The 16,735-nt window shown below is 46.1% G+C and carries 11 protein-coding genes; 6 read left to right on the top strand and 5 right to left on the bottom strand.

Going from position 1 to position 16,735, the window contains the following annotated elements:
- Window positions 1–26: 26 nt before the first annotated feature.
- Entirely contained in the window at window positions 27–689 is a 663-nt protein-coding gene (locus Q1B47_RS03360) for a TetR family transcriptional regulator (RefSeq protein ID WP_299788599.1), read from the bottom strand.
- Window positions 690–952: 263 nt separating this feature from the next.
- Here Q1B47_RS03360 and Q1B47_RS03355 point away from each other — a divergent pair, with 263 nt between their 5' ends.
- The 4 genes from Q1B47_RS03355 to Q1B47_RS03340 all read left to right on the top strand — a co-directional run bounded on the left by Q1B47_RS03355 (window position 953) and on the right by Q1B47_RS03340 (window position 7,131).
- The gene (locus tag Q1B47_RS03355; protein WP_299788596.1) at window positions 953–1,384 is read left to right on the top strand and encodes a CBS domain-containing protein; all 432 of its coding nucleotides are present in this window, start codon (window positions 953–955) and stop codon (window positions 1,382–1,384) included.
- 334 nt (window positions 1,385–1,718) lie between these two features.
- Entirely contained in the window at window positions 1,719–2,813 is a 1,095-nt protein-coding gene (locus Q1B47_RS03350; protein ID WP_299788593.1) for a methyltransferase, read from the top strand.
- A 94-nt stretch (window positions 2,814–2,907) separates the two neighbouring features.
- A complete protein-coding gene (locus Q1B47_RS03345) occupies window positions 2,908–3,876 on the top strand; it encodes a TDT family transporter (protein ID WP_299788590.1) in 969 nt (322 codons plus the stop codon).
- Window positions 3,877–4,449: 573 nt separating this feature from the next.
- Window positions 4,450–7,131: a TonB-dependent receptor gene (locus tag Q1B47_RS03340; RefSeq protein WP_299788587.1), complete on the top strand. Its 2,682-nt coding sequence runs from the start codon at window positions 4,450–4,452 to the stop codon at window positions 7,129–7,131.
- Between the two features lie 464 nt (window positions 7,132–7,595).
- Here the strand turns inward: Q1B47_RS03340 and yfcC are convergent, their stop codons facing one another.
- From yfcC to Q1B47_RS03325, 3 genes are all read right to left on the bottom strand, one after another.
- Window positions 7,596–9,137: a putative basic amino acid antiporter YfcC gene (yfcC, locus tag Q1B47_RS03335; RefSeq protein WP_299788584.1), complete on the bottom strand. Its 1,542-nt coding sequence runs from the start codon at window positions 9,135–9,137 to the stop codon at window positions 7,596–7,598.
- A 129-nt stretch (window positions 9,138–9,266) separates the two neighbouring features.
- The gene (panF, locus tag Q1B47_RS03330) at window positions 9,267–10,709 is read right to left on the bottom strand and encodes a sodium/pantothenate symporter (protein WP_299788581.1); all 1,443 of its coding nucleotides are present in this window, start codon (window positions 10,707–10,709) and stop codon (window positions 9,267–9,269) included.
- Window positions 10,702–10,893, bottom strand: coding sequence for a DUF997 family protein (locus Q1B47_RS03325; RefSeq protein WP_299788578.1), 192 nt, complete (start codon window positions 10,891–10,893; stop codon window positions 10,702–10,704). The genes panF and Q1B47_RS03325 overlap by 8 nt, the downstream gene beginning before the upstream one ends.
- 496 nt (window positions 10,894–11,389) lie before the next feature.
- Here Q1B47_RS03325 and Q1B47_RS03320 point away from each other — a divergent pair, with 496 nt between their 5' ends.
- On the top strand, window positions 11,390–12,301 hold the full coding sequence (locus Q1B47_RS03320) for a LysR substrate-binding domain-containing protein (protein WP_299788575.1): 912 nt from the start codon (window positions 11,390–11,392) through the stop codon (window positions 12,299–12,301).
- Window positions 12,302–12,383: 82 nt separating this feature from the next.
- Here Q1B47_RS03320 and focA read toward each other — a convergent pair whose 3' ends face one another.
- On the bottom strand, window positions 12,384–13,859 hold the full coding sequence (focA, locus tag Q1B47_RS03315; protein ID WP_299788572.1) for a formate transporter FocA: 1,476 nt from the start codon (window positions 13,857–13,859) through the stop codon (window positions 12,384–12,386).
- A gap of 935 nt (window positions 13,860–14,794) precedes the next feature.
- Here focA and Q1B47_RS03310 point away from each other — a divergent pair.
- Window positions 14,795–16,327, top strand: a complete 1,533-nt coding sequence (locus Q1B47_RS03310) for a DUF3360 family protein (RefSeq protein WP_299788569.1) — start codon at window positions 14,795–14,797, stop codon at window positions 16,325–16,327.
- The last annotated feature ends 408 nt before the right edge of the window (window positions 16,328–16,735 follow it).

The raw sequence follows: 16,735 nt of genomic DNA, 5'->3' as shown, positions 1-16,735 counted from the left end.
TTCAGTCTCGATTGAACCAAGCTTGTTTAGATAGACTGCACTATATTGTGCAGAGTCGATGCCACAATTTGCTCCAATTGAGTATCATCTCCCTCACTACGCTCAATGAGCACATATTTATATTCCAGATACCTTATCAAGGCCAACAGCTGATGAGCATCAGCCATTGCATTGGTTGAACCCAAAAGTTCAAAGAATCGAGCTATCGTCGACAGAAAAGAGTCATCCAGACGTTTAATCGCATCGGCCAACTGGGGGCTTCTCAACGCTTCTTCGTGAAAAGCGGCCTCCAAAATCCGGTTGTCTCGATGAGATATCTGTTCACGTATATGTTCACTGATAAACTGGGCTAAATTGCTGATCAGTAGTTCACTGTGCTTATCCTCTTTTGCCAGCCCATCAAGCTCTTTAAGCAGCTCAAAACTGCGATTTTCAAGCTCCTCATTCATCCATAGGGTCTTTTCGGCAAAGAAAGTTAACGAATCACTGATCAAATCTTTAATATCTTTAAAATAGTATGTAGTCGAAGCCAATGGCACATCGGCCTCTTTAGCAACAGCGCGATGACGTACACCACGGATCCCCTCTCTTACTATCAACCTTAAGGTCGCTTCCAGTATGACTAATCTTCTGGCTTCTCCGTCACTACGGCTCGTCTGTCGTCCAACATAGGTTAATGGGTGCGTCATATTCAATCCTTCTCGCAAACAGCGATGCCATGTAGCTCTAAACCGACACCAATAACAACTTCACTAACAAAATCACCACCAAACAACACTATTATATCCACAAATACGCTTTATGATTTCAATAGTTTTCATTTTTTATCAAACAAAAAAACAAATCAGGTCTAACCTTATAAATGAAGCTCATGAAAATTAAATGAATCACATCAAGATCTAAGAAGCCAGTCATATAGACAAGAGCGGTTACTCGTCTTAAGGAGCAAACTATGGAGTCGATTAAAATTGCAGATTACATGAACAGACGCCCCGTTATTTTTACCGCCAATATGCCTATTGCTCAGGCAGTCGAGCTTTTTTTACAGGCTGGACAGATTGGCGGGCCCGTAGTCGATGATAGCAAACATGTTATCGGCTTTATATCTGAACAGGATTGCCTGATAAAGATGCTTGAGGCCACCTACCTTAATGAAAACCATTATACGGTGAGTGATGTCATGCATGGCGATCCTCTTACCGCACGCCCTGAGGAGTCGGTCTTCGATCTGGCCCAGGTGATGACCGATGCCAAACCAAAAATCTTCCCGGTTATTGACGAGAATGATCAACTCATAGGTATCATCACCCGCTCTGACGTACTCAGGGCGATAGATGACCAGCTCAGAGCCATGTATAAGCAGGGACACGAACGTCTGGTATAGAGATAAAATTATTGAGGCTTTTGCTGGCAAGGTCAGGCTTGCAAAAGTAGTGAAGCTGAAGCAGTTAGATAACATCACCGAAGTGGCGCGGCATGAATTTTTACTGTCGCAGCCACTCGCGCCGCTACCTGCCAGCTGAGTATGCCTATGCTCTCATGGCAAATAGCCCAGAGGGGTCACAAGTTTGAAAAATACCTTTTAATCACCTCATAACTGACACATGTTTTGGTTTGAACATGTTATCTTAGAGTTCGAATTGCAGCTCTCATTTTTATAGCATTCGCAATATCCAGATCCCTCTCCACTTATTACCGAGAATGAGTTCAAACTACCTATGGCTTTTTACCAATCACCACTAGATCTCACAGCCTTCGATGCAAAATTTGAAGCACAAAAAATTGCCTTCGCCCCAATAAGTTTCCAAGTTGCCCGCTGTTTACTCAAATTTGGAATACTCGCTCACATCGATGAGGCAGGTGAACAGGGCTGTTCACTCGACGCTATAGTAGAAAAGAGTCAACTGTCTGAATACGCCTGCAGCGTACTATTGGATATGGGGCTTAGCATGAGGTTAATCTGGCAAGATAACACTCATTTTATATTAGATAAAATCGGCCACTTTCTTCTGCAAGATGACATGGCGCAGATTAACTTAAACTTTGTTAACGACGTCTGCTATCAAGGATTGTTTGAGCTGGAGTCTTCGTTGAAGGAAGGGAAACCCAACGGACTCAAGGTCTTCGGCGACTGGGAAACTATCTATCCCACATTGAGCGAGCTCCCCGAACAGGTTAAAAAGAGCTGGTTTGAATTTGATCACTACTATTCAGATCATGCTTTTGGTCAACTACTGCCACTAATTTTTAAAAGTGAGCCTAAACACATCGTCGATGTCGGTGGGAATACCGGTAAGTGGGCGCTTGCCTGCACTGATTACCACAGTGATGTACGGGTAACGATAATGGATCTTCCCGGCCAGTTAAAAGTTGCGCTAAAAAACGCCGAGCAAAAAGGTGTCGCTGACAGAGTTCAGGGGTTTCAGTGTGATCTGCTTGATGATGACCAGCGGTTCTGCGAAGGTGCCAACCTCTATTGGATGAGCCAATTCTTAGACTGCTTCTCTAAGCCTCAGATCCTGAGCATCCTGAAGCGTACGGCGCAAAGCATGAACGCAGATAGCGAACTATGTATTCTCGAAACCTTTTGGGATCGTCAACCATTCGAAGCGGGAGCATTTTGTGTTAATGCCACCTCAATCTACTTTACGGCGATGGCTAATGGCGACAGCAGGATGTATCACTCAAAAGAGATGTTGAGCCAGATCTCACAGGCAGGGCTGTTCGTAGACGAAGATATCGACGAGATAGGTCTGGGCCATACGTTACTGCGTTGTAAGTTGAAACCATCAAGCTTAAAACGCCAAGACTAAATATAACTTACGTAAAGAATAAATAGATTCAAATATTCTTACCAACCTTATCCCCTTAACATGAGTGCATAAATTCACTTTAAGGGGAATAGGGATGAAATCCGCTATAACCGAACTCTCAAAGAATGTATCACGTCTTCCGACCCCCATGGCTGGTTTAGCTCTGGCCATCGCCAGCTTAGGTTGGGCTTGGGACAGCATGCTGCCCGGCATGAATGGCCGTGGTCAACTTATCGGCGCGACCATCGCAGCTGTCCTGCTGGCGACTCTGATGATAAAATTTATTTCTCATCCAAAGATCATGAGAGATGAGCTTTCTCACCCGGTAGTCGGAAGCGTCATTCCTACATTTGCTATGGGCTTGATGGTGGTTTCAAATGCTTTAAGCCAATACCTCCCCGTTCAGGGCCGCTATCTATGGCTTTCTGCCATAGTCATTCATATTGCATTCCTGGGCATGTTCGTATTTTATAGGGCAATAGACTTTAAACTTGAACATATGCTGCCAAGTTGGTTTGTGCCACCTATAGGTATTATCGTTGCTGCCGTTAGCTTTCCGGGTGAGCAATATAAATGGGTAGCAAACGCAACACTGGACTTCGGCATGGCTTGTTACCTGTTTATGCTGCCGGTGATGCTATACAGACTCATATTTTGCGCACCTATCAGTGATGCTGCCAAACCGACAATTGCCATCATGGCTGCGCCGGCAAGCTTATCCTTAGCCGGTTACCTGACAATAAACAGTAACCCTTCAATTGTCATCGTTGCGCTCTTACTGAGTATCGCGGTGTTGATGACCTGCGTCATCTACCTGGCATTCTTTCACCTGATGAGGCTTCCTTTTTCACCTGGTTATGCAGCTTTTACCTTTCCTATGGTCATAGGAGCAACCGCCTTGGTTAAAGCGGGTCATTGGTTAATACAAAACTTTGGTGAGAGCCAATTTACACATTTAATCGAACAGGCTGCAAAAGGGGAGCTGCTCATATCAACACTGGTCGTCTTGTACGTTATCTACAAATATTTGTCACATTATAAGCCTGACCTTCTAAAGGCATAACCCAGCTCAAATGACACATAAAGGAAATAACCTTTTAACAATCACGTCTAAATAATATCCGGCAAGATGAGCCGGAAACATTTAAGTGCTTATATATCAACCAAAACAATCTTTTGATTTTAGGCACCTAAAACTGAACTTAATTCACAAATATCGTGAATTTGTTTCACCAAGACATTTATTTTAAATTTATTTGTTAACCGAATTGTTAAAATAAAACATTCAGGCAACAGTCTTTTCTTAGGTAAATGAATGTAAAGATGTTAAAAACTGTTCAGCAAATACTCACACAGCAAACAAAAGCACTCTAACCCATTGATTAACAATCCGTTAACCAGACCACATGTTAACCGCGATAACCAACTGTGTTACCAAATTGTTTTTCCGGCGAATAATTTGATCTGTATCGCCTTTATTGCAGATGTTAGTTTTGTGTGCTTATATCTGTTCCTTAGTAATATTCCTCAACAGTTATTAACATGTGTGAAGACTATTAAAGGAATTACTAAATAAAAATAAACAATTGAACATCTAATAATTATAAACAGATGTAAGTGTCAGGGAGAAAACAAAATGTTGCCGAATTCAAAATTGGCTAAAGCTGTACGTTTTGCATTAATCACAGGAGCGGCTACTGCCGCACTTAGCGCGCCAGCTGTATATGCTGCAAGCGATGAAGAGTCAGTAGAACGTATTCAAGTTACAGGTTCACGTATTAAACGTACCGATATGGAAACAGCAACGCCTGTTACCGTGATGAGCGCAGATGATATGGCGAAGCAGGGCTTCACCAACATTCAAGATGCACTTGAGAGTCTAACCTCTACTACCAGTGCGATGACGACTCAGTCTGTTCATGGTTTCACACCTGCAGCATCATCTATCAGCCTACGTGGCGCTGGCGCGAACCGTACATTGACACTTATCGATGGCAAGCGTTTGAACCAGTATCCTAAGCCTGCAGGCGGTACTGATAACTTCGTCGACACGGCAAACCTTCCGATGGAAGCCGTTCAGCGTATCGAGATCCTCCAATCGGGTGGTTCAGCAATTTATGGTGCCGATGCCGTTGGTGGTGTAATTAACATCATCTTGAAGAAAGATTTTGAAGGTGTTGCACTTAAGTATCGCCACGGTGATACAACTGAAGGTGGCGGCGGAAGTGATCGTGTAGCACTATCAATCGGTTCATCATCAGATCGCGGTAATGTTTCCAGCTTCCTTGAATTCACAACTAACGAGCAGTTGAAAGCGACCGATCGTGAAAACTTCGGCCTTCATACCGACAAGGTTCCTCACAGTGAATTTTCACAGTACAGCTCATACGGCGCTCGCATCTCTGGTGGTAGCGGTGCTAAGGCACTGACTGCTGAAGAGTGTACCGCAGGCGGTTGGTTCTGGGATTCGGCTCGTAGCATCTGTGGCTTCGACCGTTCACAGTGGCGTGATCTTGAGCCTGAAAGCTCACGTTTCATCAGCTCAACCAACTTTAACTATGAGCTTGCCGATGACATCACTTTTGTAGGTCGTCTCGATTTCGCAGAAGCAAAATCTGAAACACTTATCGAGCCTATGGCAATCAACGACTACCGAGTTAATGTATCAGGCGATACATTGACGGTTACAGGTCGTGATCTGAGCAAGACATTTGACAACAAAGCAACCGCTATGGGTGGTGACTTTGCCAATGCTGAAGATGGCGATTACATGTATATCCGCCGTCTGCATGAATTTGGAAACCGTACAACCGAAACCAAAACCCGTAACTACTTCTTCACTGCCGGCCTTCAGGGCGTAGTATTTGATGAGTACGACTGGGATGCATCGGTAAACTATGGCCGTACTAACGTAGACGTGTTCCGCGGCGGTTATGCGACTGTCGGCGGTATGTTCGACTACATCACAGCGGGTGAAAACGGTAACTCACTGCTTAAGAATATGACTGCAGCAGATGTAGAAGAAGCTTCTTACACGCCATTTGAGAAGTCACAGTCGACTCAGAAGAACGTACAGGCAAACATCGGCGGCACTGCATTTGAGATGCCAGCGGGTGACGCACTGTTCGCATTTGGTGCCGAGTACACCAAGCAAGATTACCAAACAGAATCAGATTCAGAGTCTGCCAAAGGTAACATCCTATCTACTGGCGGTTCTTCAGGTGCTGGTGAGCGCTCTTACTGGGCAACTTACGCCGAACTAAGTCTGCCGGTTCTAGATACATTAACCGTTGACGCTGCACTTCGTTACGACAGATACAGTGATTTCGGTGGCAATCTGTCTCCTCAGATCGCTGTTGAATATCGTCCTCTGGATGAGTTACTGGTTCGTGGTTCTGTAACAAGCGTATTCCGCGCACCGGATATGCACCGTGTATACGGCGATGCAACTGCCGGCTTCTCAACTGTTATCGACTTCAAGCAGTGTCAGGCACTTGGCGGTACGCCAGGTCAAACTCACCCAGATCCTAGAATCAATGAGATCTGTAATGAGCTGCATATCGACTCAACAACGGGTGCTAACAAAGATCTGGAAGCTGAGACAGGCTACACGGCCAATATCGGTGCAGTATGGGGTGGCGACTCACTCAATGCTTCATTCGACCTTTGGGAGTGGAAGCTGGACGATATGGTCAGCGACATCAGCGCCAGCAAAGCAGCACGTGAGTATGAGCAGTATGAAGACATGATCACACGTGATGCCGATGGCACTATCACCCATGTTAACGCCGTTGCACAAAACCTTTCATTCCAAAAGGTTCGTGGTATCGACTTAACAGCCGGTTACGGATGGGATCTTAACGAGTATGGTGAGTTGAAGCTGAACTTCAACGGTACTTATATTCTACTGTCTGAGTTCCAACTATCGCCAACAGACCCTGTAGAAGATGATATCGATAACGGTGGCCTGCCTCAGTACCGTGCCAACCTGGTACTTGGCTACTTTATCGAAGACTTTGAAGCAACACTTGGCGCATACCACACAGCTCGCATGCATGGTATGCAGTACAAGTCATTCAAAGAAGCTGGTGGTGAAGATTTTGACGAGAGTGCACACGAGGTTGCTTCTCAGACTAAGTGGAACCTGACTGCCGGTTATAACATCAGTGACGATATCAGAGTCAAAGCCGGTGTAGTTAACCTGTTTGACGCTGGTCCTAACTTCGATCCAACAGCGACTAGCTGGCCTCACTACCAGCGTTCAGTTTACAACGCACGTGGTCGTGAGTGGTTCATCGAGGGTGAAGTTAAGTTCTAATCATTAGGTTAAACTAGCTTTACTGCAAGCATTGACTTGTATTAAAAACGGCATCATCAGATGCCGTTTTTTTATGTCACAAACAGTGCTGAATATGAGTTGAGCAGCCTATTCTGTCACGTTAATTATCTCTAATAGCGGTACTCGTCAAGGTATTTGACCAAGCTCAATATTGAGCCGGCTCACTCAATACAATCGATTATAGACCTTTACGCCCTTTACCTCATGACAGTCACTTTCGATACCGAATGGAAGCTCTACGCTCATGTAAAAAAAACGGCACCTATCGATGCCGTTTCCATAAAATATGGTTCATAGTTTAGGAGCGCCGTATCGGCTAACCCCTTTGTAATAACACTATGTAATACGCCGCCACAACGGTCCACCGGAGACAATAAACAGAGCTGACATCAACCTCAGAATAAATTTGAGGGAATCACCTCTGTCGCCCTTCAAACTTAAAACTAACTAAATCCCATATAATGAGCTGTTACGACCACAGCACTGGAGACAACAAACAGCGCTATCATAAATCGCCAGATAAACTTGAGCCAGTTGCCCCAATCGACCCGACACACGCCTAAGGTGGCCATGAGGGATGCCGATGTAGGCACCAGTACATTCGTAAAGCCATCACCCAGCTGGAAGGCCAGCACCGCGACCTGCCTAGTCACACCGACTATATCGGCAAGCGGCGCCATCAGCGGCATAGTGAGCGCCGCCTGACCCGATCCTGAGGTCACAAAGAAATTAAACACAGCTTGAAACAGCAACATAAACCAGGCAGATAGTGCATCAGGCAGCTGGCCTATAATATTACCGGCACTATTGAGAATGGTGTTTAGTACACTGTCCTCGGTCGGCCCGCCACCACCAAGAAGAATTAAAATCCCCGAAGCGCAACCAACTAAAACAGCCGGTTCCAGCATAGTTGCAGCGCCCTGCTTAAAGCTTATGGCTACCTGGTTTGCCGTCAAATTATTGAGTCTGAACAAGACACCGATGACACCAACCACGATCCCCATGGTAAAGAATTGACTGGCAATTTCAGGAATAAACCAAGCCTGAGCGATCACGCCCCAGATAACCCAGGCGACTGTTGCAACTATGGTAAGCAGCACCAGAACATCCCCCAGATTAAATCGGCTGTCCAGGCTGGCTTTGCTTTGATTGTCGCGAAAAAATGCGTCACTGTGGTAACTATAGGAGCGCTCGGGTGCAAGCCTTATCCTGTTGGCATAGCGCATGGTAAAGAGCAGCCCCATCAGAGTAAAACCAGACCACATAATCACCCTCATTCCAGAACCGGAAAGCACCGGGACGCCGGCGATCCCCTGTGCAATTGCAACACTGAAAGGGTTCATCCAGGAGCTGGCAAATCCTATCTGAGTAGCAACATAGGTGACCATCACCGTCGTAATACCATCGTAACCCAAGCGTATCATCAAGGGACAGATGATGATGGCGAATGCGATAGCTTCCTCTCCCATGCCAAATACGGCCCCACCCAGAGAGAAGAGGATAAATATCACAGGGATAAACAGCATCTCATTGCCACGAGTCTTATCGATAAGCCTTAAAATACCGTTATCTATGGTACCTGTGGCCATCACAACCCCGAAGGAACCGCCAATGACCAACATAAACATGATAACACCGATGGCGCTCCCCCACTTGGAACCGGATACCAAGCCTTCGAAGGCAAAGTTAAAGAAGCCCGTTCCTCCCCCGCCTTCAAAAAGGGCAACAGGCGCTAATTTGGGCTCGCCAGCTTCATTCAGTGAATATGTAAATGAACTTGGGTCAATAACAGATCGGCTTTTCTCAATACCATCGACGATGTAGTCAACATCTTGTGTCTGAAACGATCCAATAGGAACAAAATAGGTGAGTAGTGCTGCAGCCATAGCCACGAAAAAAATAATAACCAGAGTATCAGGCATCTGCCACCGGCTGACGCTAGCTGCAATATTATCCTGAGGAGTTGTTGAAGCGGTTCTGTCCATGCTAAGACCATTTTAATTATAATATGGCCGCAAATATAAACTAATTAACGACTCGATCACAGCCTGTCGCACTCATAGAGCCGGGCAGAATAGCACTAAATCACTATTTGCCCGACCTTGCAGTGGTCTCTAGATCCCACGGCTAAATTTTCGACTGATAAGCACGGTTGAAAAGTGTGAAAGCAACATAACAACAAGGGAGAGTGACAGAGCCGGAACGATGGGGTGGATCCCCCAGATATTCTGAGGGTAAAGCTGCAGGCCAAGATAACTGAACAGCCCGGATATCATAGACAACAGAGCACTATGACCCAGCAGTCCTTTGAAGAACACCCCGGCAATGATCGGCCAGAGAAACACCGCCTGCAGCGCACCGAAGGCTGCCAGGTTGATCCAGACAATCATCTTTGGCGGTTCGATGGCGAAATAGGCGGCAATGGCCGTGATAACCAGCATAGCGAGGCGTGTCAACAGAACCTGCTTTGTCGGCGATAAACCTGGGCTTCTCCTGACAGCGCCGTCTCTGACGAGGCTCACGGCGGACTGGAGTAACATAGAGTCCACAGAGGACATCACCGCCGCAATAGGTGCAGCCAACAGAACGCTTGCCCAGAACGGATGCATTAAACCGGAGATCAAGGTTGGCATGATCTCATCGGGCACACTTAAGCCCGGATAAAGTGCCCTGCCCAGCACACCACACAGATGAGGGATAAATGTCATCAGAAAACAGATGATCGTCCCCCAGATCATCCCTCTTTTAAGCGATGCCGTATCCTTTACCGCCAACAAACGAACCAGAGTATGAGGTAAGCCCATGGTACCGAAACAGATAAGTACCCAGAATGATAGCATCATAGGCCAGCCGAGATAGCCATCGAGCCCATGAGCTGTAAGCATTGTGGGTGAATGTTGGCTCACCTTGCCCATCAACTCCGGTAAACTGCCCTGTCCAAGTATCACCACCAACAGAACCATTAGACCCAGCAACATGATGATCCCCTGAAGCGCATCGGTGATAACCACGGCCCTGAACCCTCCGGTTAATGTATAGGCCAATACAGTTATGACAAAGAGTGCAAGCCCTAACTCGTAGCTTATTCCGCTCACCCCACTGAACATTCTGGCGCCTCCGATGAACTGAACCGAGATCATGGCAACGAAGCCTACAACCAGGCTGATGATTGCAAGCCAACTCAGCCATGGGTTCTGGTAGCGCTCGTCGAGCCACTCAATCAGGGTGGAATGTTTTTCCCTATGGCTTAAAAACCTGGGGCCAAGCACACCCAGTGTCAATATCGCCACCGGAACCTGAATCAGCGCTAACCATACCCAGCCCAACCCCATCTTGTAGGCGGCACCGGGACCACCGATAAATGAGCTGGCACTGGTATAGGTGGCAACCAGAGTCAGAGCCAACATGGGGCCGTTTAGAAATGGGCCTCCGATAAAGAAGCGCCTGGCTTTATCCTGGTGAAGAGAAGTGGATACCTTAGTACAGGTAGCGCTCCACCACCGGGTAACAATAAGGCTCAAAATCAAGTAGATAAATACCGGCAGCAGATTAATCATCGAGCCGCCCTACCAGTTTAATCAGCGCGATTATCAATAATAGCGGCGCCGCGATACACGACAGCCAGAACCAGAGCGGGACGCCATACAAGAGCTGGTTATCATCAAACAACAGCGGGCCTGCGCACCATAAGAGAAAGTAACCAAGAGTAAGCGCTAATGCAGTTTTTGAAAGTGAAAACATAATGAAAACAACAGATAAGACAGAGCGAAGATTCTAGTTAAAACAGAAAGCTTATGCCACTGATAAACACAATAATTGAGAGGGAAGCCCCACCGAATAACTGACCGGCTAAATCATGTGCCGAGTGAACGAGCCCGACACAGTTTACCGCTCATTATTCCACTCAACACAACTTCAATGGTAAACGGCTTCAGAACGGTATTTCGCGTTCCGGAAAAATTTAAGTCGGCAGACACCGCCTGCACGCCCTATTTCCTGCCCTTACCATTTGATATTTCATCGATAAGCTGCGGAAAAATTAAGATAAATTTAAGCATTCATCCGGATTATCCGCACGCAGGTCTAAAAAGAGTGAACCCTCTCTAACTTCTGTATTTCAGTTCGCAACTTTGCTTGTGAAGCCAGGAAACAGTCTCTAGAATCGAAACCCATCAATATCAATTTTATTGATAGTTTCAATTCTTATCAGTTTCATATAGGGAAGCTAACTCAGCAGATGAAGTATTCACTCAAGCAAATAAGCGTTTTTGATGCCGTAGCCAGCTTAGAGAGCGTTAGCGCCGCCGCCAGAAAGTTATCTATGACACAGTCTGCCGTGAGTATGTCTTTGGGGCAGTTGGAAAATTTGCTCGGTCGTCCACTTTTTATCCGCCAGGGAAACAGGCTAACATTAAGTCACTGGGGAAACTGGCTACGCCCAAAGGCGAGGCGACTGCTTCAGGATGCACAGCAAATAGAATTAGGCCTTCACGAACAACACCTTATAAGCGGACGCTTCCGATTATGCTCGAGCCAAACAGCCGCAGAGCACCTTCTACCGGATCTCATCAGCAGAATTGATACAGATTTCCCGGAGCTTAGAATCGATTTAACGGTAGAGAATACCGAAAATGTGGTTGAAGGCCTGCTAAATTATGAGTTCGACTTAGGGATCATCGAGGGCCGCAATGACGATAGCCGTCTACATCAGGAACAGTGGATAGATGATCATTTGGTGGTTATTGCTTCTCCTCACCACCCATATGCCAAATATGAGAGCACAAGCCTGTCTCAACTGGAGCAAGCAAAGTGGGTATTGCGTGAGCAAGGTGCCGGTACGCGCAGGATTTTTGAGGGCGCGATTCATGGCGTCATCGAAAAACTTAACGTCTGGAAGGAGTATGAGCATGTGCCTCTGTTGAAGGCACTGGTAAAAAATGGATTATATCTGAGTAGCCTTCCCTTCCTGGATGTCGAAAAAGATGTGGCCAACGGCGACTTAGTGATCTTGTCGACGCCTCAGCTAAATATGCAACGACACCTCTCCTTCGTTTGGCGCAATGATTCAGGTGAAAACCCACTTAGGGATTGCATTATCACCGAGGCCAGGCGTTTAAGTCGAAACCGACAGATCAGAAACCAGAGTTAAAACCCTGCTCAGAAAAAACTATGAGAGGGCTGTCTATCGATTAGACAGCCCTCTTTTTGACAGAGGTGTAGCTGTTATCAGGCTACATCTTATAGATATCACACACTCTCTGTGCAATGGCTTCACGTGTTATCACACCACAAAGCACCCCTTTCTCTACAACAGGAAATGCACTTGGTTTACTTGCAGAAGCAAAACGCAGGCGCTCTTCATAACTCTTAAAGGTATTGCCCACTAAAATACCGTTGTCGTTAACAGGAAATAGTTTACTGCGATCAACTACCATCAACTCTATTAATTCAGAAACTGAGTCCTGAGGCGAAACCGTTAGTACTTCTGTCTGCATCAAGTCACTCACTCTGTCCGAGACTCCACGGGCGAACTCTTCAGACCAAAGACGACGCAGCAGATCCTGCTGAGACACAAATCCCAGGAGACGCTTTTTATCATCTAATACCGCCGCACTGCGACTATTTTCATCCGTAAGCCGCTTTAATCCCGCATACACAGATGACTCAGGTGATAGTGTGATAGGTTTGGGATCCATCAGATCTTTAACACGTAGCTTTTGAATTGACTTCGGCATTTTTAACTGTTCTCCAGAACTTGAAACGGAATATAGGTGTGTAGGGCTGGTTAGTTGGGTAAGGCACTTGGCCACGGGTTGCACCTCAGGTTTAGCCGCATGCTCTATCAGCCAATAGCCCAGGCCAACAAACACGCCTCCCCCGACAATGTTTCCTAATGTCACGGGAATGAGGTTATTTAAGATGAAGTGCTCAAGCGTTAAGTCAGAGAACTGTGACGCCGTAATCCCCAGTGACCCAAAGAACTCGGGTGAGGCAAAGTTTTGAATCGAGATCCCCAGGGGCACCATAAACAGGTTGGCAATACTATGCTCAAAACCACTACTGACAAACATGGCTACAGGCAACATGAGTAGAATCGCTTTTGTCAAAGCATCTCGGCTGGCAAAGGTCATCCAAACCCCCAAACAAACCAACATGTTACATAGCACGCCCAGTACAAATGCCTGTATCCATCCATGGTGAAGTTTATGCTGAGCGATATGCAATGCATTCAGCCCCCAACGCCCGCCATCGAGCTCATACATACGCGCAGACATGATGAGAGTCAGCATTAACATGGCCCCCAACAGATTCCCCAGATAGACTCTCGACCAACATTTGAGCAGTTCGCGAGTCGAAACCTGCTTCTGTGCCCAGGCAACACTACTCAATACGGTACTGGTAAACAGTTCTCCGCCGCAGATAACCACAAGCATTAAACCCAGACTGAACGCCAGGCCACCTGCAAGTCTGACCATTCCCCAGGGACTGTTACTACTCCCGGTCGTTACAGTGATATAAAAAACAAAGGCTAACGCGATGAAAGCCCCCGCAAACGCCGCCAGCCCGAATGATTGCCATACCGCCTTAACAACTTTGGAACGACCATATGTCTCGGCCTGCTGATAAAGTGATGACATAGGTTTCTTAAGTTCGACACCATTGGGCGTAACGAGGGAGATAGGACTAACTTTTTGTTGAGACGTCATCTAGCCGCCTCCCTGTGTCAACGTCTGTGAGTGATATTTCCTGACCGGCATTGCTCTCTCCTGATAATTTTTAAGCTTGTGATCCGGAAACAGACGTTAACGTGAATGAAGATTGAATAAAATTTGATATTAATGATAAACATCATCAAAAAGACTGATAACCCACTGTAAATGTTTCAATATGTTAAGATTTACACCGGGCAAGGGCTTACCCCAACACACTGATAATATAGGTTTTTCAATAATCCATTACAGGAGTGGTAACTGAGTTATTCCACTAATAATCTCAAGTTGATGAATAGAGTATTTCGAGTGGAGCACGGCAAAATGAGCATAATTGGTGGGTTATAAGTTCTATTGATGGAAAAACCAGGAGTTTGTTAAACCATTGAAAATTTGCCACATTTGAACTTAAACGTTTCATTCCAACCTGGCTTTTGAGGTGGATGTCACAATTTTCACACACACCCAGGCGACACGACTCACAACTGACAGGCAAAGGGTGGCCCAGCGCACACCAATGTGTATAAATGAGCAAAGTTCACAAACTCAAGCCCCACTGTGAGCCCCTCATAAGCAATATACGTGCCCGAAGCGAGGATTGATTAGTGATCGCTATATAAGTTGTTAAGTGGCTCCCAATTAGCCGAATCGGCCGATTCAAGATTATTGATACTTAATGATGACACTGCGCGGCTGTGTTAATATTTATGGAGGTAAATTGGTCTTACCAATTTAACGGGTTTATAAGGGACTATAACTGCAGGCCTGATAAATAAGGGAATCATTCCTATTTATCCTTAGACGCAGCCGAGTTAACTCTGTCGATAAGTCAACTACACTTAATCAGACTACTTATGTTTACTCTCAAGGATCATTCAAAGTTGTCATCAGATCAGATGAATCACTAAGTTCTTCTCGGAGAATGAGAAACTATGTCAGAAACAGTGAAAAACGCAGAAACAGAAGCCTCAAATCAGACTTATAAAGAGCTTCACCGTCCGGCCTCCGAGTTTGAAACTCGCGAAGAGTATCTGGACCACGAATTAAAGATCATGAAACCAAAGCGTTGGGGGTTAAATCTTCCCGGACGAGATTTCCGCTTCGAGTGGGAAGATCTGGTACCAGCTATTGCCGGCACCATTGGTATCACAGTGATGTACTCTGCTGTAATGGCTGCATGGGCTGCCGGCCTGACTGAAAAATGGGATCATATCAATTTAGGAGCCGAGTTTGCGATTCAGGTTGTTCGAGTCGAAATGCTTATTCCTGCCCTACTTTTCTGTATCATCAGTTCGGGCTTCATCAACCCCAGAGCGAACCTCGCCGGTAACCACGGCCCGATGATCCCACTTATCGGAGCAATCGCACTCGCCGGTGCTCACCCATTGGCTTTAGCCATTTTATTGGGTATCTTCGGGCTCCTGCTCAGTTACGTGAAAGGCGGTTCGCGACTGGTAAACCTGACCAGTAGTGGTGTCGCAGGCGGTTTGCTGGTCTTTTTGGGCTTTATGGGTGCCAAGAGTCAGATAACCTCCCTATTTGACTGGGCCGGTGGTTTACAAGCGAAACATGCCCTGGATTATAGTCTGGGTTATGTCGCGTTCTTTATTTTACTCTTTAACGTCATTCTTTATGCTTTCCTGGCTAAAGTGGGTAAGCGTTGGTTAGCAATCCCCCTATGTTCAATTGCCGCTATTGCCCTTGCTTTCGGCCTGGGAGCAGGACTGGATCTGCAATTTGTGACAGAACCCGGAATCCCTAATCTAAACCCGGTTTACTGGTGGGGATCGACTGAACAAGGCTGGCAACTTGGTTTGCCTAATATGTCTCACTTCATTGCATCACTGCCTTTCGCGATTCTCGCAGTAGCGATGTGGTCACCGGATTTCCTTGGACACCGTATCTTCCAGGAGCTCAACTACCCTAAAGGCACTGACAAAGTATTGATGGATGTCGATGACACTATGACAACCTGTTCACTGCGCCAAATTGTCGGTACAGCTGTAGGTGGCGGTAACATCACCTCATCATGGGGCACATATATGATCCCGGCGGCTATCGCTAAACGTCCGATTCCGGCTGGTGCTATCTTGCTGGGTCTATTGTGTATCATAGTCGCAGTAATCGGTTACCCGATGGATGTCACTGTATGGCGTCCGGTTATGTCTATCGCACTGCTTGTTGGTGTTTTCCTGCCACTACTTGAAGCGGGTATGCAGATGGTCAAAGACACTCAAAACAGCCAGGCGGCTGGTATCTGTATCTTTGCCGCGTTCGTCGCTAACCCTGTATTGGCTTGGGCATTAACCATGCTACTGGATAACAATGGTTTAATCGGTGATAAAGAGAGAGCTAAAACGCTTTCACTGACCGACCGTTTAATCATTCCGGGTCTTGCCTTTACGATCTGTCTTTTCGCCATGCTGGCGGTAGGCATGATTAAAGGAATACCAGCTCTTCTGTAATACCCTCGGGCGGGGATGAATTCCTTCATTCCTCGTCCTTTTTCTCTTCTATAATTAATATCAGTTTTAATGATAACAACGATAAATGTTCGTTGCTAAGCCATACAAAAAACAATCAATTTTTTACCAATTCACTCTCGGGCTCAAACAGAAAAACGGTAACAACCGAGCCGATACATAGATTGGTAAGGATTATTTGCTTATTGCCGGGCTAAATAACTGACATTAACTCTGTATGCAAACATTAATTTGGACCAAAACTGCTGCCTAGCTAACAGTTTTCGAATTAACTGACCAAAACCCGGCCTATTTAAGGTGCGACGAATGTTTGCCTATGTTAATATTACCCTGGTTAATTGGTCTTACCAATTTTCTGATAGCCGAAAATCTCATTACTGACTAGTGTCA

Origin of the sequence: uncultured Shewanella sp. (assembly GCF_947501225.1) — a bacterium.
GTDB lineage: Bacteria > Pseudomonadota > Gammaproteobacteria > Enterobacterales > Shewanellaceae > Shewanella.
Note: the sequence above shows the minus strand (reverse complement) of the source record. Positions and strands in the feature narration are given on the sequence as shown.

What these genes read in the sequence shown, in the direction of transcription:
- Q1B47_RS03360 (WP_299788599.1), bottom strand. Translation starts at nt 689, where the DNA reads ATGACGCACCCATTAACCTATGTTGGACGACAGACGAGCCGTAGTGAC.
- Q1B47_RS03355 (WP_299788596.1), top strand. Translation starts at nt 953, where the DNA reads ATGGAGTCGATTAAAATTGCAGATTACATGAACAGACGCCCCGTTATT.
- Q1B47_RS03350 (WP_299788593.1), top strand. Translation starts at nt 1,719, where the DNA reads ATGGCTTTTTACCAATCACCACTAGATCTCACAGCCTTCGATGCAAAA.
- Q1B47_RS03345 (WP_299788590.1), top strand. Translation starts at nt 2,908, where the DNA reads ATGAAATCCGCTATAACCGAACTCTCAAAGAATGTATCACGTCTTCCG.
- Q1B47_RS03340 (WP_299788587.1), top strand. Translation starts at nt 4,450, where the DNA reads ATGTTGCCGAATTCAAAATTGGCTAAAGCTGTACGTTTTGCATTAATC.
- yfcC (WP_299788584.1), bottom strand. Translation starts at nt 9,137, where the DNA reads ATGGACAGAACCGCTTCAACAACTCCTCAGGATAATATTGCAGCTAGC.
- panF (WP_299788581.1), bottom strand. Translation starts at nt 10,709, where the DNA reads ATGATTAATCTGCTGCCGGTATTTATCTACTTGATTTTGAGCCTTATT.
- Q1B47_RS03325 (WP_299788578.1), bottom strand. Translation starts at nt 10,893, where the DNA reads ATGTTTTCACTTTCAAAAACTGCATTAGCGCTTACTCTTGGTTACTTT.
- Q1B47_RS03320 (WP_299788575.1), top strand. Translation starts at nt 11,390, where the DNA reads ATGAAGTATTCACTCAAGCAAATAAGCGTTTTTGATGCCGTAGCCAGC.
- focA (WP_299788572.1), bottom strand. Translation starts at nt 13,859, where the DNA reads ATGACGTCTCAACAAAAAGTTAGTCCTATCTCCCTCGTTACGCCCAAT.
- Q1B47_RS03310 (WP_299788569.1), top strand. Translation starts at nt 14,795, where the DNA reads ATGTCAGAAACAGTGAAAAACGCAGAAACAGAAGCCTCAAATCAGACT.